Origin of the sequence: Dyadobacter chenwenxiniae (assembly GCF_022869785.1) — a bacterium.
In the GTDB taxonomy this organism is placed as follows: Bacteria; Bacteroidota; Bacteroidia; order Cytophagales; family Spirosomataceae; genus Dyadobacter; species Dyadobacter chenwenxiniae.
In genome coordinates, this window is sequence record NZ_CP094997.1 from 4,177,822 (window position 1) to 4,201,935 (window position 24,114).

17 protein-coding genes are annotated in these 24,114 nt (G+C 45.0%); 9 read left to right on the plus strand and 8 right to left on the minus strand.

Annotated features, from left to right (window positions below; genetic code table 11):
• Positions 1 to 94: 94 nt before the first annotated feature.
• Entirely contained in the window at positions 95 to 4,417 is a 4,323-nt protein-coding gene (locus tag MUK70_RS17805) for an FG-GAP-like repeat-containing protein (protein ID WP_234654209.1), read from the minus strand.
• Positions 4,418 to 4,622: 205 nt separating this feature from the next.
• Positions 4,623 to 5,243 (minus strand): response regulator transcription factor, encoded by a 621-nt coding sequence (locus MUK70_RS17810; RefSeq protein ID WP_234608490.1) that lies wholly within the window; start codon positions 5,241 to 5,243, stop codon positions 4,623 to 4,625.
• 292 nt (positions 5,244 to 5,535) lie between these two features.
• Here MUK70_RS17810 and MUK70_RS17815 point away from each other — a divergent pair, with 292 nt between their 5' ends.
• Positions 5,536 to 6,447 (plus strand): hypothetical protein, encoded by a 912-nt coding sequence (locus tag MUK70_RS17815; protein WP_234654211.1) that lies wholly within the window; start codon positions 5,536 to 5,538, stop codon positions 6,445 to 6,447.
• On the opposite strand, the gene MUK70_RS17820 is transcribed toward MUK70_RS17815, so the two are convergent.
• Positions 6,444 to 7,088: an FkbM family methyltransferase gene (locus MUK70_RS17820; RefSeq protein WP_234654213.1), complete on the minus strand. Its 645-nt coding sequence runs from the start codon at positions 7,086 to 7,088 to the stop codon at positions 6,444 to 6,446. The two genes, MUK70_RS17815 and MUK70_RS17820, sit on opposite strands and share 4 nt — an antisense overlap.
• A 2-nt stretch (positions 7,089 to 7,090) precedes the next feature.
• Positions 7,091 to 8,218 (minus strand): non-hydrolyzing UDP-N-acetylglucosamine 2-epimerase, encoded by a 1,128-nt coding sequence (gene wecB / locus MUK70_RS17825; RefSeq protein ID WP_310590050.1) that lies wholly within the window; start codon positions 8,216 to 8,218, stop codon positions 7,091 to 7,093.
• 132 nt (positions 8,219 to 8,350) lie between these two features.
• Between wecB and MUK70_RS17830 the strand changes: the two genes are divergently transcribed.
• The 4 genes from MUK70_RS17830 to MUK70_RS17845 are packed head-to-tail and all read left to right on the plus strand — an operon-like array spanning position 8,351 to position 12,255.
• On the plus strand, positions 8,351 to 9,871 hold the full coding sequence (locus MUK70_RS17830) for a lipopolysaccharide biosynthesis protein (RefSeq protein ID WP_234654217.1): 1,521 nt from the start codon (positions 8,351 to 8,353) through the stop codon (positions 9,869 to 9,871).
• Positions 9,872 to 9,912: 41 nt separating this feature from the next.
• Positions 9,913 to 10,527, plus strand: coding sequence for a class I SAM-dependent methyltransferase (locus MUK70_RS17835; RefSeq protein ID WP_234654219.1), 615 nt, complete (start codon positions 9,913 to 9,915; stop codon positions 10,525 to 10,527).
• Positions 10,528 to 10,529: 2 nt separating this feature from the next.
• Positions 10,530 to 11,432 carry a glycosyltransferase gene (locus tag MUK70_RS17840; protein WP_234654221.1) on the plus strand — a complete coding sequence of 301 codons (903 nt, stop codon included), beginning with the start codon at positions 10,530 to 10,532 and terminating at the stop codon, positions 11,430 to 11,432.
• A 16-nt stretch (positions 11,433 to 11,448) separates the two neighbouring features.
• Positions 11,449 to 12,255 (plus strand): FkbM family methyltransferase, encoded by an 807-nt coding sequence (locus MUK70_RS17845; RefSeq protein WP_234654223.1) that lies wholly within the window; start codon positions 11,449 to 11,451, stop codon positions 12,253 to 12,255.
• Between the two features lie 225 nt (positions 12,256 to 12,480).
• Here MUK70_RS17845 and MUK70_RS17850 read toward each other — a convergent pair whose 3' ends face one another.
• A complete protein-coding gene (locus MUK70_RS17850) occupies positions 12,481 to 13,389 on the minus strand; it encodes a class I SAM-dependent methyltransferase (RefSeq protein ID WP_234654225.1) in 909 nt (302 codons plus the stop codon).
• 132 nt (positions 13,390 to 13,521) lie between these two features.
• Between MUK70_RS17850 and MUK70_RS17855 the strand changes: the two genes are divergently transcribed.
• The 4 genes from MUK70_RS17855 (at position 13,522) to MUK70_RS17870 (ending at position 20,257) form a co-directional block, all read left to right on the plus strand.
• Positions 13,522 to 14,775 carry a glycosyltransferase family 4 protein gene (locus MUK70_RS17855; protein WP_234654227.1) on the plus strand — a complete coding sequence of 418 codons (1,254 nt, stop codon included), beginning with the start codon at positions 13,522 to 13,524 and terminating at the stop codon, positions 14,773 to 14,775.
• Positions 14,768 to 15,544 (plus strand): glycosyltransferase, encoded by a 777-nt coding sequence (locus tag MUK70_RS17860; RefSeq protein WP_234654229.1) that lies wholly within the window; start codon positions 14,768 to 14,770, stop codon positions 15,542 to 15,544. The genes MUK70_RS17855 and MUK70_RS17860 overlap by 8 nt, the downstream gene beginning before the upstream one ends.
• A 216-nt stretch (positions 15,545 to 15,760) precedes the next feature.
• On the plus strand, positions 15,761 to 18,850 hold the full coding sequence (locus tag MUK70_RS17865) for a SusC/RagA family TonB-linked outer membrane protein (RefSeq protein WP_234654231.1): 3,090 nt from the start codon (positions 15,761 to 15,763) through the stop codon (positions 18,848 to 18,850).
• 30 nt (positions 18,851 to 18,880) lie between these two features.
• Complete coding sequence (locus MUK70_RS17870; RefSeq protein WP_234654233.1) at positions 18,881 to 20,257, plus strand: RagB/SusD family nutrient uptake outer membrane protein; 1,377 nt, start codon at positions 18,881 to 18,883, stop codon at positions 20,255 to 20,257.
• Positions 20,258 to 20,359: 102 nt separating this feature from the next.
• Here the strand turns inward: MUK70_RS17870 and MUK70_RS17875 are convergent, their stop codons facing one another.
• From MUK70_RS17875 to MUK70_RS17885, 3 genes are read right to left on the minus strand one after another with little or no spacing between them, the layout of a single operon-like run.
• On the minus strand, positions 20,360 to 21,664 hold the full coding sequence (locus tag MUK70_RS17875; protein WP_234654235.1) for a DUF4302 domain-containing protein: 1,305 nt from the start codon (positions 21,662 to 21,664) through the stop codon (positions 20,360 to 20,362).
• 22 nt (positions 21,665 to 21,686) lie between these two features.
• A complete protein-coding gene (locus tag MUK70_RS17880; RefSeq protein WP_234654237.1) occupies positions 21,687 to 22,613 on the minus strand; it encodes a zinc-binding metallopeptidase in 927 nt (308 codons plus the stop codon).
• Positions 22,614 to 22,630: 17 nt separating this feature from the next.
• Entirely contained in the window at positions 22,631 to 24,103 is a 1,473-nt protein-coding gene (locus tag MUK70_RS17885; protein ID WP_234654239.1) for a RagB/SusD family nutrient uptake outer membrane protein, read from the minus strand.
• Positions 24,104 to 24,114 lie beyond the last annotated feature (11 nt).

A 24,114-nucleotide genomic window follows, 5' to 3' on the forward strand; every position in this document is an offset into this window, starting at 1 on the left:
CGTTTTTCATTGATGTTATCTGTGCAAACGTACGGGAAAGAAACAAAACGGCCTCGATTTGAAGCCGCTTTCTACTGCTTTTGTTGATCCGACCCTACCTTCCAATGGCAAGCTTTTGGGATGTTACCGAGCTGTTGAGGTGCCTAACCTTCAAAAGATACACGCCCGGAGCCATTCCTCTGACGTCAATTTCTTTTGGCAATTTTTGATATTTATAAATCATCTTTCCGTTTAAAGTCAGCAACTCGATGCTGGCTATACTTTCGGGATTCGCAGTATTAATAAACAGTTTCTCGGAAGCTGGATTTGGAAAAACCTTGACTTGAAAGGGATCAATGCCAACATCAAATTTGACCACCTGAATTCGGCTATTAGCAAATGTTCCGTCCTGATCCACCATTCTGAGTCGGTAATGATTCTCACCATCTTGCGGTTTGGCATCTGTAAAATGGTAGCGAATCTCAGCGTTCGAAGACGTTGAAGCATTTACAAGGCCAATAGTCTGCCAATTTTTCGCATCTGAACTTCGCTGGATTTCGAAATGCTTACTATTTCTTTCCCAAGTTGTCCTCCACATGAGCTCGACAGCATTCTCTGATTTTACAGCCTCAAAACTGACCAGTTCAACCGGTAAGACACCACCACCGTTCAGCATCGAAGTGGAAGAATAATGCCATGGGCCATAGACCTGGCCCGTAATGGCAAGGACCGGGTCATATTTGATCCGCACCCGGACTTTTGTAGCTTTTCCAGTTTTCGCAACCACATTTTTGTATTCAATTGGTGCTTGTCCCGTGCTGATATAGCTGGATTGCTGTTCGGTAAATTCGGTGCTGCCCGTTATTGAAGTGTATAGCACTGGTTTTGAAAATGCCTCCCCTTCTTTCGCAGTTTCCCAGACGAGTTTACCTCTGTTTCTACCTAAAAAGGATTTTTCGTATAAGCCTACGCCAAAAGTGTTTTCTGTTACATTGTTATGGTCCAGGATTGTGTTTAAATCGGCATTATACAATCTGATATTATTTTTCGTACCGGTTCCACGGTTTCCATGATAGGTGTAGGCTTCTCCCGCATTCACATTGGCCGCATCGAAAGGAGCTCCGGCGACCACATCGCTATAACCGTCGCCATTTACATCACCCGCGCCTGCAACGGCGTAACCTAGTTTCGCCTTCCCTTGGTTCTTCTCGATCTCAATCGCTATGACAGGGTTAATGCCGGCGGGAGATCCTTGATAAATGAATAAAGCTCCCTCGTCAGTCTGGCCTCCGTCGTATTCAGGTGCACCCACAGCCACATCAGCATATCCATCTCCATTCACATCGCCTGCACCAGATACAGAAAAACCCATATGTGCGGCAGCCTGATTACTTAACAGTTTCGTTTTATAATCTGGATCAACACCGGCAAGAGCGCCGTGAAAAACAAATGCCGCACCTTGCATTAGGTTATTGGAAATATAGTGATCGGCACCAACTATGACATCACTAAATCCATCCCCATTAACGTCACCGGCACAAGAAACTGAAACGCCTAATGCCGCTTGGGACTCATTTACTTGCAAGATATCAGAGGTCTGCGGATCAACACCAGATTGCGAGCCATAGTAAATAAAAGCCGCGCCTTCCAAGACTTGTCCGTCATTGTAAAAGTGAGCCCCCGCGATAACATCGCTATATCCGTCACCGTTAAGATCCCCCGCGCCAGACACTGATCCACCCATAAACGAGCCTGCCTTATTGCTTTCCAGAATCGTTTCATTGTTCAAAACTCCCGATGCAGAGCCATAATAAACAAATGCTGCGCCTTCCTCACTCTGGACATTATCATATCCCGGCGCGCCAACAAGGACATCGCTATATCCATCCGCATTAATGTCGCCGGCACTGGCAACAGCATGTCCAAATCTCCCTCCCAGCTGATTGTAAGACAATGTTAAAGCGGCCTGCGTATTAAGCCCGGACGACGATCCGTGAAAAATAAAGATCCTACCGGTGTTCGCCTGTGCATCATCGAACATGGGTGCACCGACTATTACATCGCTAAAACCATCCCCGTTCACATCACCCGCACCGGATACAGAAAACCCCATATTCGCATCGGCCTGATTGCCTTCCAATGTTTCGAAACCGTTTAATGATATTCCCGATGCCGAACCGTAATAAAGAAATGCGGCTCCTTCGTTACTTTCACCGTTATCAAAATAAGGCGCACCCACAATCACATCAGTAAATCCATCGCCATTCACATCTCCCGCGCTTGAAACGGAGTAGCCTGATTGGCTTCCGTTTTGATTGGACTGTAACGTAGCGCTGGAAAGGTAATTTAGCTCCGCTGCGGAACCGTTGTAGATGAATGCTGCGCCTTCGTTTATCTGCGGACTATCGAAAGAAGGCGCACCGGCCATAATGTCACTAAACCCGTCCCCGTTAACATCACCTGCGCTGCTTACGGACCAGCCTAAAAAGGAATCGCTTTGTCCGCTTCTGATGTTTGAAATGGACACTGAGCTGATGCCAGAAGCTGATCCCGGAAAGACTAATGCAGCGCCCTCGTTAATTTCTCCGGCATATCCGGGTTCGCCAATTATTATATCGCTATACCCGTCGCCGTTTACATCACCCGCACTTGCGACCGAGTGTCCCATCCATGAGCCTGGTTTTTCCCCGGTGATTTTAACAGAAACAGCATTATTGATTCCAGACGAGGAGCCATGATAAATGAATGCTGCACCATCATCTGAGTTCTGAGCTCCTTTATCACAATATGGCGCACCAACGATAACATCGCTGAAACCATCGCCATTCACATCACCTGCACTTGCGACGCATCGGCCAAAATATGCAGAAGACTCATTAATTTCCAAAAGAGCCGCATACTGTGCTGGCAAACCACCAGCCGAACCATGATAGATGAATGCAACGCCTTCGTTTGCCTGCCCATGATCATATTCTTGGGCACCAATGATCACATCACTGAATCCATCCGCATTCACATCGCCGGCACTGGCCACAGACCACCCAAATGATTGATCAGGCTGCATCTCTTCCAGCACGATCTCAGGTACATTGTCGACCCCAGTCGCCGAACCATGATAAACATATGCCTGCCCACTATCAGGAGAACCAACAATCACATCACTATAACCATCATTATTGACATCTCCCGCAGATGCCACAGTAAAACCAAAATTAGCGCTAACAGCATTACAAGTAAGTACCGTAGCAGCGACTGGGTTAATCGATGATGTCCTGCCATAATAAATAAATGCAGCACCATTCCCAGATCCATTATGGTTAGAATTTGGATCTCCTACAATCACATCGCTGAATCCATCGCCATTCACATCACCGGCACTTGCAATGGACCAGCCATATCCGATTTCCTGATCCTCACTTTCCATAAGTAAGGAAGCAGGTTGATTTACAACGGGATTTATACCAAGCCCTGCCCCGTAATGAATAAAAACCGCACCGTCATTGACTGGTGGAGAAGAATCATCACTGTCCTGCTGAACAGCGCTTACTATCACATCGCTGAATCCGTCTCCATTCACATCTCCGGCACTTGCCACGGACCAGCCTAAGTTGGCATAGCTTTGATTATTTTGAATCGTTGCATTCGCATTACCGGGATTGCCATTCACTACTATCGGATCAATTGTAACTGGATAAGCTGCTCCCTTGACATTAACTGACAATAATATACGATCATCCTCGCTGGATAACGATGCCAACAGATTTTGCCCATTTGCATCCCAGCATTTCAAGTCCTTGTATATAAGCCGATTTGAAAAACCACCGGAATTTTTCCCATAAAATAGCAACTCATTTTCACCCATATCTTTAACATTCAATCCCTTAGCGGACAGATGGATATCTATAACCTTCGTATCGACCGGTGCCTTGTGAATAATAAAATTCTGACGAATGCCTTGTTCGTCATTAATGTATTCCTCAGTAAAATCCCGGTGTTTAATTTGAAGTTTGTTATCAATATGTTCAGAAATTGCGTTGGCTTGCACTTCGGAGAATTTCTGCCCATCCGCATAAATTCCCTCATTCACGAGTTCCAGTTCAAAGTCAAGACCCGCCGAGTCTACACGATTTTGGATAGTAAAATGCCCGGGTTTATAATAAGCCCTGAGATTTTGCTGCCTGTTTGGACTTTGAAGAGATTGCTTTTTATCGTCAAAAGAAATTTTATATTCCATTTGAGCCAGACGTTGTTGAATGCCAGTAACTACACTTTGCGGCATAGGTTCGCCAAGCTTTTTGCTAAATACCGGCTTAATCAACGGCAATTTCGCTGCTGATGCTGTAATAGTCTCTGGTTTAGCTTTTTGAATGTAATAAATAGTAAAACAAACCGCGACGACAAGCAGAATGGATAGTGCTGACTTGTAACATTGTCTCATTTTTCAATCTTGGATATGGTAAGAACTTGATTCAGTAAGCATGGGAGCCTGATCAAATTTTAGTTCCAAAAATCAAGATGTACAATGCGTTTATTAGAAGGTCAGTAAGACTTATTTGAAGGTTAATTAACCAAAGAACTCAACCAAACACACAAAAAAAACCCTGCACTGCTAAGTACAGGGTTCAGATATTTCCCGAAAACAATTATTTGATCTTTGTGATCAGTTCTACTATATTTTTCACCCCTAATTTTTCGAAAATACGTGCTTTGTAAGTACTAACGGTTGAGAGTTGCAGGTTAAGTTTTTCAGCAATTTTGGCGGTCCCTAAACCTTCCTTTAAAAGGTTCATTACGTCCGTTTCTCTTGGAGATAAACTAACGACCGGATCAGGCTGGAATTCCCGTGGATTGATGAGCCTGTTGATATTCATTTGCTGCATATCTTCGCTCATATATTTTTTATTGTTCAACACGCTCATTACGGCTGTTTTGAACTCTTCCTCAGGCGCGTCTTTGGATAAATATCCATCCGCTCCGGCTTGCAGATACATCAAACCGTACTGCTGCTCATCATAGCTAGAGAACATCAATATCCTGATCCCGGGCGATTTTTGACGAATGGTCTCGACCATCTTCGTTGTGTTTCCCCCAGGAATGTTGATGTCCAGAATTAAAAGATCATATGATTTCACTTCAAGTTCCTGAAGTATTTTATCAAAGTCGTCTACGTCCGAAATAGTTGAGTCGGGAATCAGTGATTTGAGGAGGTGTTTGGTGCCTATTCTCACTACAGCATGATCTTCGGCAATAAGTATGTGTTTCATGTACGGGTTTAAGTCCAATTTAATTTATAAGATGCAGGTGTCTGTCTAAACAGGCCGATTAATTTACAAAAATAGCAATCAGCATTGTATTAAACATAAAAAATATCAATTTAGTATATCAATATTTCACAACTTTAGTGAAAATAGTTAGCAAATCGCCTTTTTCACAGCAAAATATCGTTTACTTTCTAAAACTAAGAAGTTTAGCTCCGATATTATTCAATATAACGCACACTATTTCTGGAAAACGGGTGAACTGGAAGTTTACCTTTATGCCGGTAAAAGTCATTTTTTGACCGATCCCTCTTTCCCTGCCTTTTTGTATCTCACTCCGGGCCATTTAACAACCCAAACTACCGATATAGTATATGCCTTCCATTTGCAGCGCCGGAATTCCGCGCATGTCGTTGCCATTTTTCAATGTGTGGAACAGCCTGCGAATGTCTGGATCTCACCGCCAAACGCGCCGTTCGGTGGGATCCAATGCGCGAATGGCTGTACGGATAGTGAGTTAACTTTTTTTGCGCGCTGTATTATAGATTGGATGAAGGGACGTTCGGGAAAAAAGCTGATCATTAAAACGGCTCCATTTTGTTATCAGCCAATTTTACATAATTTACTACACAATGTTTACATAAATACCGGATTTGCGGTTATTCAGTGTTTTGCAAACAGTTTTATTCCAGTTGACCAGAATAGTTTTATCGGCCGGATTAAATCTGCTGAAAAACGTAAGCTCAATAAAGCAATTGCTGCTGGATTTCAGGCTGCGATATTGCCCGAACTTCCATGCGCAACCGTTTATGAATTTCTAGCGCAATGTCGTGACCAGAAAGGTTACCGGATGCCGTTAACATTGTGGCAAATCGAAAATTTAAGGCAAAAATTTCCGGACACTTATCGCGTTTTTGCTGTTATGGACAAAGCGAAAATTATCGCACTCACACTAACGGTCCGGGTTAACAACAAGATCCTTTATAACTTCCTGTGCGACGACTTGCTATCATATCGCGTTTACAGCCCCATGGTTATGCTCACAGAAGCCGTTTACAATCATTGTCAGCAGGAGCATATTGAAATCCTCGATCTCGGCATTTCATTGAATGAAAACGGTGACCATAAGCCATCTCTGAGCCGTTTCAAGAAAAACATCGGAGGAAAAGATTGTATTAAGATAACCTACGAAATTAAATTCCCCTATTAGATTTCCAGGCAGTTTCCATCCCTGTAAAATACGCTTGTACAGGTTTCAATGCCCACAATGGGCGCCATGCCAATGAAATCCAGCCGTCTGAAACCTTTATCTTTCAAATATTCTTTGGCCTTTTGATACCATTCCCTTTCGGAATTATCCAGGATCAGCACACCGTCGGGCGTAAGGTAGTCTACGGCAAAGTTGGCGCATTTAACCCTGTTCCGCCCGTCGACAATGATCATATTGTAAAGTTTACCCGCATCCTTAACTGCCTGAATATAAGACTCGCCCAGCGGTTTTTCAACCACTTTCGCATTTGAGGGAAGTTTGGGTTTAATTTGCTTGATCCAGTCTGCATCGTGTTCTACGGCAGTGATTTCCTTTATGCGGGCGGCATACCAACGCGTGGAATTGCCCGAACCATATTCAAAAACGGTAAATGAGGACTTCAGTCGCGGTTTCAGGAATAAAATAAAAGGATAAGTGTACCAGGGAAGCGGATCGCCGTTTGCATCAACGGATTGCTTGGTATGAAAACTCCTGAACCAGCCATATTGCTTCAACGCGCCATCCAGAAAAAGTTGGACGCTGCCACCCAAACCAACTCCGTTAAGAAAATCCCAGGCGTTATTTTTTATTTTTTTAATCATTACTAATCCGACGATTGACGCTTATCGGCACAAACGTACGAATTAATGTACTTTTCTCTTAAAATTGTCACGATGCGCCCGGCTGTGCTGCCGTCCCAAAGATTTGGAATCCGGCCTTTTTTGCAATTTCCTCGTAAGATTTGTTTCGCCAGCTCAAAAACTGATTCTGCGTTCCAGGCCGGCAACAAATGGTTTGTCCCAACTTCAACCGTCACAGGCCGTTCCGTGCTTTCTCTTAATGTAATGCAGGGGATTTGTAAAAATGAAGTTTCTTCCTGAATGCCTCCGGAATCGGTAACGACCAAGCTTGCACGTTTGACAAGTGTTAAAAATTCAATGTAACCCTGCGGCGCTAAGATTTCGAGGTTTTTGATTCTTCTCAAATGGGATAACAAACCATTCAATTCAAAACTTCTTAATGTTCTCGGGTGAACCGGAAAAATCACTTTTTGCAATCCTGTCAATTTCCTGATCATAGCCATAATCTCAACTAAACCGTCAAGCTCATCCACATTAGCAGGCCTATGAAGTGTTAATAGAATGTGACCCGGCCCACTTGAGAGCAAATGCGCTGATTCTTGATCAACTGACAGACCCTTCAAACAATGCAGCAGCGAATCAATCATGACGTTCCCTACAAAATGAATTTTGGACGCAGGAATATTTTCTTTCAATAGATTATCGACCGCCGACTGTTCTGTCACGAACAGGTGATCCGCAATGGCATCCGTCATGATCCGGTTGATTTCTTCGGGCATTTTCCGGTCGCCACTTCGCAGCCCCGCTTCCACGTGAACAACCGGAATATGTTCTTTCACAGCAACCAAGGCGCAAGCCAGCGTGGAATTGACGTCGCCAACTACAAGCACCAGGTCCGGCTTTTCCATCAACAAGATTTTTTCAAATTCCAGCATTATCCCGGCCGTTTGCTGCGCGTGTGAACCGCTGTTAATGCCCAGGAAATAAGCTGGTTCGGGAAGATAAAGTTGCTGAAAAAAGATGCCCGACATTTGAAAGTCATAATGCTGGCCCGTGTGGACTATTAAGGATTCAATGTCCCCGTAACAAGAAAAAGCGCGGTGTAGCGGCGCAACCTTCATAAAATTGGGGCGTGCCCCAACGATATTCATCACTTTCAAGAAATAGTGTGTTTAATTAGGGAAGCAAAGTTATCACAATCATGCAAAGGAACTAATGGCTGCCGCAGTTAGGCTATCTTCTGCTTTTTGTCTTATTTCGCCCTGTTAATCATTTGCACCTTCATGGGGATTATTGTACGTCAGGGTTTTAAAAGTTCAATCGTTTCTTACGTTGGAGTTGTTATCGGAATTTTCAACATCCTGATACTCTACAACCAGTTTTTGACACAGGAACAATTGGGTTTATACGCTTCCACGCTGCTGACTTTCCCTGTCATTTACATGTCATTTGCCCTTTTGGGTGTTCCGTCCGTGGCCGTGCGCTTTCATAGCCGGTTCCAGGACCATGATTCGCGCAGGCAACTTTTTACATTCATTATTATCACGCCTGTCGTCGGTTTGGCGGCCTTTGTGGCGCTTTATCTGCTTTTCAAACCGCTTTACCTCAAATTTTATCTTGACCATTCTCCCATGCTGGTCAAGTATTACTATGTTTTTATTCCGCTGACAATCGGGATGGTGTATTTGCTGGCGCTTGAATCCTATTCCAGGATAAATCTGCGGATCGCAGTTCCATCCCTCATCCGTGAAGTTGGATTACGGCTTTTTAATAGTGCGGTGGTGATCCTGTTTGGCTACAAACTCATTACATTTGACACGATGGTGAATTTGACGGTGCTGAGTTACGGACTCGCCATTGCCGCCATGCTGATCTATCTTCATTTCCAGAAACGGCTTTACACTTCGCTGGATTTCGGCTTTATCAAACATCCCGCTTTCAAGGAAATGTATCGCTACGGACTTTGGGTTTTGCTGGGTGGCGCCAGCGCCGCGTTGCTTCCGCACATTGAAAAAGTGCTTCTACCGGCATTTAAAGGCGGCCTGGGCAGCACAGCGATTTTCGACATTGCTTCGCGCATCGCACTCGTGATTTCCATTCCCAGAAACAGCATTGTCATGATCAGCGCACCTATAATTTCCCAAGCTTATGCCCGCAATGACATCGCCCACATTGATACGATTTATAAAAAATCATCCCTTAACCTGTTCATCATCGGCTCTTTTCTGTTTCTCGGAATCTGGACCAACATTGATGCTATTTTTGGTATTATTCCCAAATCAGAAATCTACTCTCAAGGAAAATGGGTCGTGCTCATGGTCGGCATTTCCCGGATCGCGGATATGATGACAGGATTGAATTCTGAAATCCTGACCAACTCCAAATATTATCGTTACGACATTGTTTTCATGCTGTTTTTCACCATCCTGATCTTGTTCAGCAGCCAGTTCCTGATCCCGCTTTACGGTTTCAATGGTGCCGCCGCCGCCGCGCTTTTTTCAACCGTGGTTTACAATTTTGTAAAATTATTTTTTATAAGACAAAAACTTGGTATACAACCCTTTACACCCGGAACATTCAAAGTAATAATATTGGGAACGGCGGCCTATCTCTTAGCCCGTTACATGCCTTTCCCTGAACCCGAAAATTTGATAACCACTCTGCTGATCATCTTAGCGCGATCTGTCATGATTACGGTAATCTTTGGCGGTGGGATCTTGCTTTGGAAGGTTTCAGAGGACATTTCGGCTGGGTTTAGCAGCGGCTGGAAATTAATTAAGACAAGTATTCTGAGGATAAAATAAGAGACCGCTATCTTTGGAGCATTAAAACAGACCCATTTCTGATGTCGTTAAAAGAAAAAATAATTGCCGGTGTTCTCAAGCAGCCATTCAGTTTATATCAACTGACCACTTACGATCCGTCGAAGCCGGTTAATATGGTTGTGGGCTCCATGTATTCGCTTTACAAAGGCTGGATACATTCTGATATTGAGACACTTAACTTGTTAAAAGAGAGTGACTGGCAAAAATATTTTAACGAAAATTCTATTGACAAGATCCTTGCCGAGCACGTTTGGGAACATTTAACGCTGGAAGAAGGGCAGCTGGCTTTCAAACATTGCCATACTTACCTCAAACCCGGCGGTTTCCTTCGGGTGGCCGTTCCGGACGGCTTTAATCCGAGCGAAGAATACATTAATTACGTAAAACCGGGAGGCACAGGCAACGGCGCGGATGATCACAAGCTGCTTTATAATTATCAGATCATGTCGCGCTCGCTGGAATCGGTGGGTTTCACTGTGAAAAAGCTCGAATATTTTGACGAGAACGGGCAGTTCCACAAGTCGCCCTGGAATCCGGAAGATGGCATGATCAGGCGCTCTGCCGACCATGACAGCCGGAATGCAGGCGGAAAGCTCGGTTATACTTCGTTGATCATCGATGCTTATAAAAGCTAACAATGAGTTTGCCTGCCAGCCTTGCCCCTATCGTGTTGTTTTGTTTCAATCGGCCTGCGCATTTGCAGCAAACGATTGAGGCGCTGCAACAGAATATGCTGGCAGCGGAAAGCGAGCTGATCATTTATTCGGATGGGCCACGCAATAGCTCCGACGAACCATTAATTGCTAAGGTAAGGGCTTATTTAAGCTCAATTAGCGGTTTTCAACGCATTAAGATCATTAAATCTGAGGCAAATAACGGCTTGGCTGCTTCTGTTATCAAAGGCGTTACAGAAGTGCTGAACCAGTTCGGAAAAGTGATTGTGCTGGAAGATGATATGCTCAGCGCACCGGACTTCCTGGTTTTCATGAATGAGGCATTAAGCGCTTATGAATCCCGCAAAGATATTTTTTCGGTAACCGCTTACGGCCCACCAATTTCGTTTCCAGCACATTATAAAGAAGATCTTTACCTGGCACCACGCGCAAGTTCGTGGGGTTGGGGAACGTGGTTAAGCAAGTGGGATAAGGCGGATTGGAACGTTACAGCATTCTCCGGGTTGCAAAATGATAAAAATAAAAGAAATCAGTTTAAAGCAGGCGGCGAAGATCTTTGGCCCATGTTAGTAAAGCAACAGCGAAATGTGATTGATTCCTGGGCTATCCGCTGGACTTACAGCCAGTTTATTAACAATGCTTATGGCGTTTATCCGGTGCATTCCAAAATCAGGAACATTGGCACAGACGGCAGCGGGACTAATTTTACATTCAAAACCGGCTATTATGGCTCGGAAATGAGCGATAATAAGATCCGGATCGACCCGCAAATCAAGCCAGATCAACAAATTATTCAAGCGTTTGCGGACTATTATAAGCTTCCGCTCGCATTAAAGATCAAGAACCGGATCAAATACGGAGTCTGACGAAACAGAAAACAATATGTATTGGCTGCGCTATTTACTGAAAGAACCTTTTAACGCCTTGCGGACCTCAACCAACCGTGAGTTTATGGGTTTGCTATTGAAGTACGGCAACAGTCGCAGGCATACGCGGACGGAAGTTGAATTTGGCGCTTTCAGGCTGACAGTTCCAGACACGATGTCGTTTCTCTGGCAGCATAAGGAAATCTTCGCGGATGAGTTCTATTATTTTGAGTCAAAAAATCCTGCGCCCGTCATTTTTGACTGCGGCGCCAATGTTGGGATGAGTGTTTTGTATTTTAAAAAGCTGTTTCCAAAAGCGCGCATTACGGCATTTGAAGCCGAACCGGACATTGCAGCATTGCTTCTAAATAATTTAAAAAACAGTAACATCCAGGATGTCAGGATCATTGACAAAGCGGTTTGGAAAGACGATCAGGGAATTTGGTTTGGCAGCGAATCGGCCGATTCTTCCTCCATTTATTCCAATGCTAAAAAGAAAAAAATCGGATCAATCCGCTTAAAAGACTTCCTACTGGCGGAAAATCACATTGATTTCCTGAAAATTGACATTGAGGGAGCCGAAAAGGAAGTGCTCAATGACTGCCGCGACGCATTAAGCCATGTCCAAAACCTCTTCGTAGAATTCCACTCCTACATTGGAAACCCGCAAGGCCTGGCTGAAATCATCCAGATCTTCGAAGAAAACGGCTTCCGTTACTACATTGACACCAACCAGCACCGCCTGAAACCCTTCACCAATTACCGCTACCGCGGAAATGACGTAATGGATTTGCAGCTGAATATTTTTGGCTGGCGGGAGTGATTAACTCGAAATAGATGACGCGTTCTCAAAAACTTGAGATCACAATTGTGATCTCAAGTTTTTGAGAACTGTTACCCCCAAATTTTTCAAATTATTTCTGTTACCAATCTCACAACCTCTCGTAATGTATACAATGACTAAAAAATTAATTGTATACATATGGAATTATCAGTGATAAAAAGTAAGGTTTTGACGGTAAGAGGCCGAAGAACCCGAATATTCAACTTACCTCGCATAAGGATTTGGCGGGAAAATGTGCACTTGGAAGCCTTCCCTTTTCATCGCTTCCATGACTTGTTGAGATGGTAACTTTTTGAAAATTACGGCACATAACACTTGCGAAGGCATTAAGGAGAACCTGGTCAGGGAGTTGTGGAAAGCGAGTTTCCGTTTGATTTTACGAAATGCTGGTGAGGAGTCGTCTGCTTTGTCTTTGGCGTAAGACGGGTGGTAATAGTTGTTATTAATGCCTTTGAATGCAACTGCGGGCAACCCCATCCCGTTCGCCAATTTATCCATTTCCCGCTCAGAAAGCTTGAAAACGTAATTTCCAACTTCCTCAAACGAATAACGGTTCTTCCAATATTTTTGCAAAAGTTTAGTGTCAAAACGGTCGAGAACATTCCTCAATGCGAGCAAGAATGGCATTTTGGAGATGGGATCGTGTGGCTCAACCAATATGACAGCTTCCCTGGCAACGCGAAGCATTTCGTAAACGCCCAGATAGGGCCTCGGGAAATGATGATAAGCCTCTTTACAAAAAATATAATCATAAGAATCGTCTGCAAAACTTAGCTTTTCAACATTCTCCACAGCATAATGCTGAAAAAATCCGCGGGCTTTTGATAATGGCAAAAATGTGCCGGAAATGTCTGTTGCAGTCGTTTCCAATCCTTGCCGGTGAAAGTAATTGGCATCGAATCCATAGCCGTCCCCCACCGTAAGCCACGACTTTTTTTCAATGGTAAAAGGCGCAGTCAGTTCCAGCTGCCGGCGGTGGATCCAATGATTAATGGTTTTATGCTGCTCATCATATTCCCAGTTCTCGATAGCCTTATCCTTTGCCTCCTGAGTTGCATACTGCACCTCATACCAACCCGAATGCGCCTCATGGCTCTGCTTTTCCGTAGACATTTTACCTTGTTTACTATTTTTTTGATAAAGATACTTTTAAGGATAAAATTTATTTAACCACAGAACTATTTAATTTTACCTTTTCAAATGTTGCCCAACATCCTTTACGCAACCTAATCAACGATCGCTTTAATGGTGCTTCACCTCAGCAATTTTCATTTGGAAGGAGGAGCGGGAGTAGCCGCGGCGCGTTTGCACCGGGCATTGTTGAAATCAAATGTTGAATCAGCATTACTGGTTTCGACGTTAACAGCGGAAGAGCCCGGAGTCAGCAGCCTGTCGCAAAATGCACTGCAATCAAAAAAAGCGCTGGCCCGTTTCATCGGCGAACGACTTTATTTTTATCCTCAGGAAAAAGACCCAGCTGTGAGATTTGCATTTTCCCCGGCGGAATTTGGCGCAGATATCAGCAACCATCCTTTGGTGCAGCAAGCCGATATCATTCATTTACATTGGATCAATTTCGGCTTTTTATCCCTTGATTCACTGGATAAGCTCTTTTCGTTGGGTAAGCCTGTTGTTTGGACCTTGCATGATATGTGGACATTTACAGGCGGATGCCATTACAGCAGAGGTTGCGGAAACTATCTGACACACTGCCATTATTGTCCCTATCTGGCCAAACCGGAAGAATACGATATTTCTTTCCAGCAATTTGAGCGGAAACAGGATATTTATGGAAAAGCAAAAATGGCGCTGATTTCACCCAGTCATTGGCTGGATGGCCTGGTCAAAAAAGCAGCATTAACGGCGCACATTGAATCTGCATGCATTCCAAATTGCATTGATACGGAACTGTTTAGGCCGCTGGACAAAATAGCGATCCGCAAAAAATTAAATTTGCCTGAATCTAAAAAACTGATTCTTTTTGCCGGCGCCAACATTGCCGATCCGAGGAAAGGTTTTAAATATTTCAGGCAGGCGTTGGCAAAAACTGGTGTGCTTGTCAGTGAAGTTGAGGTTATGGTGCTTGGAAAGGCAAATGCAGCGTTTATGGCTTCTTTTCCGGTGCCTGTTCATTATTTGGGAAAAATTTCCACTTCTGAAGCAATGGTCGAAGCGTATAATGCGGCGGATATGATCGTCGTTCCGTCCCTGGAAGACAATTTGCCAAACACGATCATGGAAGCAATGTCCTGCGGGACGCCGGCTGTCGGTTTCGCAACAGGCGGCATTCCTGAAATGATCGACCATCAGGTCAATGGTTACATTGCTTTGCAAGGTTCGGACCAATCGCTGGCTGAGGGCATTGAATGGGTGTTGCATGATGAAAACAATGCTAAAATGTCTCAAAATGCGCGCGCCAAGGTGCTGGGGACATATGCCGAGAGCCTTGTAGCCGCTCAGTATCAACAACTTTATCAGTCGCTGCTCACGCATGAATGACCTTCCTGTGCTTACTATTATCACCATTACTTATAATGCGGAACGGTTTCTGGGCCGCACGCTTACAAGTGTGCAGGCTGCACTCGATGAGGTTAAAGATCCCCGGCTGGTGGAATATCTGGTAATTGACGGCAAATCCGGCGACAATACACTAAAAATTGCCTCAACCTTTTCATTTATCTCCAAAATCATTTCCGAACCAGACAGCGGGTTATACGATGCAATGAACAAAGGGCTCGCCCTCGCGAGAGGAAAATATGTATGGTTTTTGAATGCAGGTGACGAAATTTTTGATCCAAATACATTAAAAGGCCTGCTTGAAGCTTTTGAAAACAATGCGGATGTATATTACAGCGATGCCATGCTCGTGCGAGAAAATGGAAGCGAAGTCGGTTTGCGCAGTCAATTTACGCCGCATATACTGCCGTTGAATCTTAAATGGCAGGATTTCGCCTTAGGGATGAAGGTTTGCCACCAGGCTTTTATTGTCAGAAAGTCCATCGCGCCAACATATGACATTGAAAACCTCAGCGCTGACATTGACTGGGAAATTGAATGTTTGAAAAAATCCACTGAAATACATTTTATAAAAACCCCTCTCTGCCGCTATCTTGTAGGCGGACTTTCCATCAAAAACCACCGCCGTTCTCTTATAGACCGGTTTAAAGTTTTACACAAACATTTCGGGCTGATCCCCTCCATTTTTAACCACCTCCGGATTTTTTGGAGAGGAGCAATTTTTGCACGGACGCACGGCAAGTATTGGTAGAATTGTTATATTTTCTATATTTGCAATCTCTACTCCGAAACATATCCCATTCCACTGCGCAAGGTTAACCCAGGCGCATGATTCTACAATGCAGCGCACAGGCACTGATACTAATTGTAGATACGACCTCAGGAATGACGTTTACAAAATTTTGTAAACAGACCGAAAACAATATATTTGTTTTAGTGAATTTTGAATTAACCAAATCCATCAATTATGAAAAAAGTTCTGCTATTAGCAATGTTTTGCTTGCTTAGCACATGGATGTCCGTTTACGGGCAGAGTGTTCAGGTCACCGGAAAAGTCACAACGGACGGGGATGCTTCTCCGCTGCCAGGCGCAACGGTGCAGATTAAAGGTTCGACTGTGGGGACGCAAACGGACGCGGATGGTAATTACACCATTAGTGCGCCTTCTTCAGCATCTGTGATTGTATTTAGTTTTGTGGGCATGACGGCGCAAGAAGTGACTGTGGGCAGCCAAAGCGTCATTGACGTGAGCATGCTAAGTGATACCAGGAGTTTGAGTGAAGTGGTTGTGACAGGTTTCGGATCGCAAATCAAGCGCGACCTTACTGGTAACATTGCCCAGGTCAAAGGGACAGAAATCCAAAATATGCCCGTAGCAAGTGTGGACGCTGCATTGCAGGGACGTGCGGCTGGCGTATATGTAAATAGTGGATCCGGTAAGCTGGGGCAAGCGATCAATGTCAGGATACGTGGAAATTCTTCCATCAGCGCAAGCAGCCAGCCGCTGTATGTAGTGGATGGGATGCCTATCACGACTGCGGACCAGAGCAACAGCGACGGCGGGGCAACTAACCCGTTGTCTGATATCAACTCTAACGACATTGAATCCATTGAAATTCTGAAAGATGCTTCGGCGGGCGCTATTTACGGTTCTCGCGCTGCAAATGGTGTTGTTCTGATCACGACAAAACGTGGTAAGGCGGGAAAAACGAATGTGAGCATCAATTATCAGCTCGGTACTTCGGAAGCCACACGACGTGTGAAATTCTTGAATGCAGAACAATACGTGAAATTTTACACCGCTGCAGCACTGAATAGCGATCGGATCGACGAGATTGATCCAAGCGATCCGGAATCAAGCACAGCTTATTTGCTCGACCGGCTTGACTATTACAGCTTAGGAACCGCTAATACGCCTCAGCAAAAGGATTATCCATGGCAAGATCAGGCGTTCAGTAAAGGCGCCATGCAACAGCTTGACTTTCAGCTGAACGGCGGAAGCGAAAAGACGAAATTCTTTCTTTCGGGCCAATATTTAGATCAAAAGGGAACCATTATCGGTAACAAGCTGGACAGACTTTCCACCCGTATGAACCTGGACCACCAGGCATATGATTGGTTGCAGATAGGATTATCAATGGGTTTGGCGAGAACCGTTAACAAGCGCCTGCCGGGGGATAACTCATTCTCTAACCCGCTACAAATGGCCGCATTAACACCGCTGACGCCCTTTACCGACCCGGAAACCGGCCTGCCGATCGGAACGCCTCCTGGTGATGTGAACCTTCCGCTGTATTTCAACCCGATGATTACGGTCAACTATGCAAGCTTTACGGCGACATCATTCCGTAACCTGACGAATGCTTATGCACAAATCAACCTTTTGCCTTCCCTCAGATTCCGGAGCGAACTCGGCATTGATTTGTTGAACCAGAACGAAGAAAGCTATTATCAGAGCCAGAACATACGGAATATCGATCAGGCGACGAATGGTTTGGGAGAAAACTTTGGAACATTTGTAACGAATTACAATACCAACAACTTCCTGACCTACGACAAAACCTTTGATGTACACGCTTTAAGCGCGACACTTGGGATGTCGTACCAGGAATCGCAAACCAGGATAAGCTCAACAGAGGGAACGCAATTCCCTTCCAATTCCTATAAAAAAATTGCAAGTGCGGCTACCAAATCGGATGGAAGTTCGAGTGAAACCAACTACCGTTTCCTTTCCTACTTCCTGCGCTTGAACTACAAATTTTCGGACAAATATCTTCTGGCAGCCAGCGCGCGTATCGACGGTTCTTCCCGATTTGGCGCGAACTCCCGCTACGGATTTTTTCCTTCCGTATCGGCCGGATGGGTTTTAACGGAGGAAGCTTTTTTGAAAAACAATAATACGCTTAGCTTTCTTAAACTAAGAGGAAGCTATGGTACGACCGGCAACTCTGAAATCGGTGATTTCCCGCAACTCGGGCTGTTTTCAGGAGATGCAGGTTATGCAGGCGCAGCCGGCCAGCGTCCTTCACAGCTTGCTAATCCTAACTTGAAATGGGAAACAACGAATCAGGCGGATTTCGGTCTGGATTTCGGATTATTCAATAACCGTATCAACGGTGAAATTGACTATTATGTCAAAAAAACCAATGGTCTGCTGCTTGAAGTCAATGTTCCTGCCACGTCCGGTTTCGCCGTGCGGATAGACAACGTGGGCAAGCTGGAAAACAAGGGAGTTGAATTTGTTTTGAACACCCAAAACATTGTGGGCAAATTCAAATGGAACACTTCATTGAACATTGCTAACAACAAAAATAAGGTTACCGACATTCAGGGACAGATTATTGAAGGTGGTATCCGCAGCATGAGCCGCGTGATGGAAGGTCAGCCGGTGGGTGTGTTTTACACGGTTGAATATGCAGGGGTTGACAGGGCCAATGGGGATGCGCTCTTTTATAAAAACACGGAGGAAAATGGGAACATCGACAGATCCACTGTTTCTAACTACAACAGTGCACGCCGAGTGGTTGCAGGAAATCCTAACCCAAAATTTGTGGGCGGGATCACGAACACATTCGCTTTCAAAGGATTTGACCTGAATGTATTTTTCAATGGTGTTGCCGGCAATAAGATCAATTTCTACGGCGTAGGCCAATATTCCTCGGCCAACGGAATTTATGAGGATAACCAAACAGCCGACCAGCTCAATTCCTGGACTGCGGAGAACCCGGACACCGATGTTCCAGAGGCGCGTTTTTACCAAGGAAATGGTAACCAGGCTTCCACACGTTACATTTATGATGGGTCGTATCTGCGTTTGAGATCCATGACATTGGGTTATAACCTGCCATCCAGCGTAACGAACCGCCTGAAAATGGATCGCGTGCGCCTTTATGTGTCCGCCATGAACCTGGCAACCATTACAAATTATAAAGGATGGGACCCCGAAGTGAACACCGATGACATTTCCGAAAGGGATTTGAAATTTGCGCTTGGAAACGACTTTTACACCGCTCCGCAGCCACGGACGATATTATTCGGCGTCAACATCGGCTTCTAATTGCATCTCAGTCATTTAATTGAAAAAATCATGAAAAAGAAAATCTTCATATATAGTGTAGCGTTTGCTACCGGATTGTTTTTTACGAGTGCCTGCAACAACAAACTGGACGTTGACCCGACACAAAGCATCGACGAAACAGCAGCATTAAGCACGTCAAAGGACGTAGAAGTTACGCTGATCGGCTGCTATGATGCCTTGCAGGACGTTGATGTGTATGGCGGTGCGTTCCAATATTCATCCGAGCTTTTGGGTAATAACGATGAAATTGCTTTCGGCGGAACATTTCAGAACCTGCTCGAAATCTCGGCGAAACAGTTAACTACGGTCAATTTAGCTGCTGAACTGACCTGGCGCGACTCATACGTGACTATAAATCGCTGCAACAATGTCTTGTCCGCATTAAGCATTGTGGACGAAGATAAACGTGCCCGGATTGAGGGTGAAGCCAGATTTATACGCGGATCGGTTTACTTTGATTTGGTAAGATTGTATGCCAAAACATGGGGCGACGGTGATAACGCGACCAACCCGGGCGTTCCGTTGGTGCTGGAACCTACCCGCGTGGTGACAGAAGAAAACAAGCTTGCCAGAAATTCAGTTGCAGAAGTGTATGCACAGGTTCTGGAAGACCTGAATGCTGCTAAATCATTGTTGCCGGAGACCAACACGATTTATGCAAACAAATATGCTGCTTCGGCCCAGCTCTCTCGTGTATATCTGCAACAAGGAAATTTTGCGCTAGCTCGCGACGAAGCCAATACTGTGATTGGATCGGGCGATTACACTCTTAACAGCACATTTGAATCATTGTTTTACACATTTATAAACAATGGTGGTGCAAACCCGAGGGAGTATATTTTCTCTATGATCGTTACGTCACAAGATGGAACGAACGATTTGAATACTTACTTTGGAACAACCGTTGACGATATTCCCGGAACTGGCGGCCGCGGCGATATCCGTATTCTGGCCAAACACAGGGCCCTATACGAAGCCGGTGACAAGCGCGGTGCGTTTTTTCTGACGCCCAACAGCAATACTTATACGCAAAAGCATTTGGACAACCTGGGCAACGTATTGCAGTTCCGTCTGGCGGAAATGTATCTGACACGCGCGGAAGCTAATTTCCGGCTTGGAACCGTCGTAGGCGCAACACCTTTGGCTGACATTAACCGTATTCGTGTGAGAGCCGGCCTGAAAGCTGCTACCGCAGTAACATTGCCATCGATCCTGAAAGAACGTCACCTTGAACTTGCATTTGAGGGTCTTGCACTGCATGACGCAAAACGAAACAAGCAAAATGTCGGCACAATTCCTTACAACTCACCAAGATTGATTTTCCCGATCCCGCAACGCGAAATTGATGTAAACAAAAAGCTGGTGCAGAACGAAGGCTATAATTAGGAGCTAGTTCAAAGAGAATATTTATTTTTTTACAAAACAAAAAACCACTCCGTTATGGAAGTGGTTTTTTGTTGATGCTCTTTACGAAAGTGAGTAAACTTCTTATTCCCAAGCAATCCAGGATTTGGCGTCCTTCGCGCTGACCATATCGTAAGTTGTTTCCGAGGTCTGGATCAAATAATGTCCGCTTGCTTCGAAGAGGAACTTGGCTGATTCAATGGCTGGTCCTGATGTTGGGAGGTTGCCATAAGTTGCAACCTGTGAAAATACGATTCGTCCGTCACTGGTAAATGTAGGGCGTCCGGCTCCATGTCCATATTCTAGCGATAACGACTGATTTTCATAAAATAGCGGCCCAAAAATATCAATATCTCCATCAGAAGCAGGCTGGTAAAGGTAGCTGTAATATTGCAAGTCGCCCACTTTGAGCGTCTGGACTTTCAAAGCGTCGTCCACACCATTCACATGAAATCCCATCCAAGAGGTCCAATAGCCCCCGGATTCAATAGGTTCCTGCCACCATCTCCTCGCGGCTGCAAGATCAACGGACAGCGGTTTTATTGCACCTACGATTGTGCCTTTCACACCTGCTGCGGTAACCCCAACCTGCGCCGCATTCGCATTCCAAGTCACATTGGTAAAACCATTGATCGTTTGTGAGCCATTCACAAGCGGGGAAGTAAATGAAACGCCTGCCGCGGTGAAATAATAACTGGTTGTAAAAGTCCTGGGAACGCTTCCATCCAGCCATGTGAGCTTAATGGTGCGGGTGCTTGGGCTTAGCGTGATTTCATAAGTTACATTTCCCAGCGTAACTCGCTTAAAGTAAGCCTGATACTTGGTAATGTTGTTAAATAACACGGCGTCTGCCAGGTCCCCTGCAGCATAAGCAGCAACCTGCGCCTGGGTCGCCTTGGTGAGGACCAACCTGCTGTTATTTTTCCTGCCAACAAGCGTGATCGACTCTGCTTTGACAGAATCCGGGAAAATGCTGAACTCGAAATCTGACTGCAAACCCAATCCAGTTTCGCCACCATTTACGCTTTTGTCCGGATCCGCCAGAATGTGGAGATAAGAATAAGTGTCAAAGATCAAAACTGGCGTTTGAACGGCTTTCAGGCGGTAACTGCTTTCTTTGGATTTAGCAGCAGTCTCGTCAGAAAAGTCCGAATACATCGTTACCCGGTTCTTTTCATCAAATTTGAAATGAAAGCCATACGTGCCGCCCCCACCCGGGTATATAACTGCATTCCAGCCATAAGGTGCTTCTATAAGCTGTTTTTCGTAAGATGCCAGAGCTGCATTCAAGCGTGCATCCGCCGTTTCTTCAAAGACAGTGTCGTCCTTATTATCACAAGCAGTGAAAAAAGCGCACAAAAACAGCAGATATAATATGGATTTTTTCATCCTCAATAATTTGTAAATTCAATTAAAATAGCTTGTTCATCGACGTTCTGACCCGTTTTTGCAGGCTGTAAAAATCAATCTTCCAGGTGTTCTTGTAATATGCGACTATGATTGCCTCTTTCTGCCTTAATGCAGCCTGCGCCTGCGCCTTGGTTGTTCCTCTCGGGCTTGTTCCTTCCGGGATTGCATTGACGAGTTTATCAAAACCAACTTTACCTTCCGTCAGCATCATGGCAATCATTTCAACAAAGTCTTCGTCAAAACTGGACGAGCTGTAAGCCGTCACAAACCCATCACGCCGTGCGTCCTCGTCGGACCAGTTGATCCAGTTCCCTCCCTGATAAAGTGCCCTGCTAATGTTCTTATATTCAACCGGATAAAGAACCGTTTGGTGTAGAATATGACCAAATTCGTGATGGATCGTGTGCAGGAACCAGTCTTTCACAAAGGACGAATCCCGGCCGGCATTATAACCAGGCATTCCTTTGATTTTGAATAAATTTACCCCGAACAAAACCACTTTACGGCCGCCTTCCGCAGTTCCCAATGTTACGGAACCCTCTGCATTGTACTCGTTACTGCCAGACAATATGAAGAATTTGGGCGAATATTTATTATAAAAAACTTTTCCCGCTTCCTCCACATAAGGCGCCGTCCAAGCCTTTCTGATTGTGCTCAGCAAGGGAATAACCTGCGATTCCTCGGGTGGAACGAGCGTTTTTGTAATGTTGCCAAACTCGAACTGGTCCCACTTGTATTTGGCCGAAATGTTGTACGGCGTCACGAGGCTGTCCAGGATCCACTTGTCGATCGGGCCCTGCACCCACTCATCGCCGCCCAGGCCTGGAATCTCCTCCACCTCTCCTATTTCCTCTTCCTTACATCCGCTCAATCCCACACTAAAAATGAGGGCAGCGAAGAAAAGCGTATATAAATGTTTTCCTATCATGTCTTTTGTTGCTAAGGTCAACGTGGATTTTGTGCTATTCCTGCCAGCGTTGCAGATTGCGGAATTTGTAAAAGCCTTTTCGGATCGGTTGCAGGAACTGTAATGGCCTGGCCAAGAACCGTTTGATGCGTAACCGGAAGTGCGTAACGCTGCATATCAAACCACCGCATGCCTTCCTGAACAAATTCCACCCTTTTAAATGCAAGAATGGTGTTGATAATGCCGTCGCGCGTATTGGTCGTACCAAAGAAACGTCTCATACTGGCTGATGTTACTGTGTGTGCGGAGGGATCATAATTTCCAACACGCTTGCTTACGAACAAATTAATGTCCACCAGTGACGCAGCCGTATTGCCCAGGTAAGCATTGGCTTCGGCGCGGTTAAAAAGCACTTCTTCCGCTGTAAAAATAGGCAGCATTACATAGGCAGTACCAATATCTGCGTTCACCGACTCTCTTACAAAATACTCATAAAGCTTTGGAATAAAGTAATTATTATCGCCCTGGTAATATAATGGATAGGACCATCTCGGCGAACCATTAATAACACCTGCAGCAGCTGATATTTCCAGCCATTTTCCGTAAGTCATTCCATAACGATATTGTGCGACATATCTTCCTACCGTAGAAGCTGTTTCAACAAGCAATAGGTTGGCATTTTGATTTGCCCTTGCATATATATTCCACAATTCCTGAGGTGAAAGACCTGCATATGTAGTATTCCACGGCCGCAGATTATCTGCAATGCTATTTCCACCAAAGGCTTCATTTGCATATTGCAACACTTTGGCGTAATCCCTTTTAACTAAATAAAAACGAGAAGCAAAGGCATTTGCAGCGGCGCGATTAAAATGATATTTCGCAACCGTATAAGTTCCGTCACTGATAAGAGGCAACCCTTCAAGTAAATCCTGCTCGATCATTTGGTAAACATAAGCAACCGTCTTTCGCTCATAGTTTTTCAAAACTACTGTCTCCGGTTCCGTTACATAGGGAATGCCAGGATCTGTGTTCGCCTGTTGCGGATCGAAAAATTTGGAAAAATAACTTACGAGCATAAAGTGTGCATAAGCCCGCGCCAACAATGCCTCGCCCCGCTGGGCCGTAAACCTCGACGGCTCATCTGATTTGCTGATGATGTCCAAAGCTTGATTCGCAACTGATATAGCCCGATAACATTCCGCCCAATACATATCCGGCGAGTCCGACTCTTCCACAGTTGCCTCCACTTCTTGAAAAAGGAAAGAAGCACGGTTTGTTATGTCATCCTCACCACGTCCCTTGTCCTCCACATTATCACTCATGGATTCAGCAAAAACCACGTAGCCACCTTGCGGATAAGCCGTTGTTAACAGCTGAGAAACTTGCGCGGGCGTATTGATCGTCGCCCGGGTGCTATCGGGTTCGGTTGATAGGAAATCCTCGCAGCCCGACAGCAGCAAAACCGGCAGCACGAGAAAGATATTTTTGTAAAATTTGATCTGATTCATGTTGAAAAACT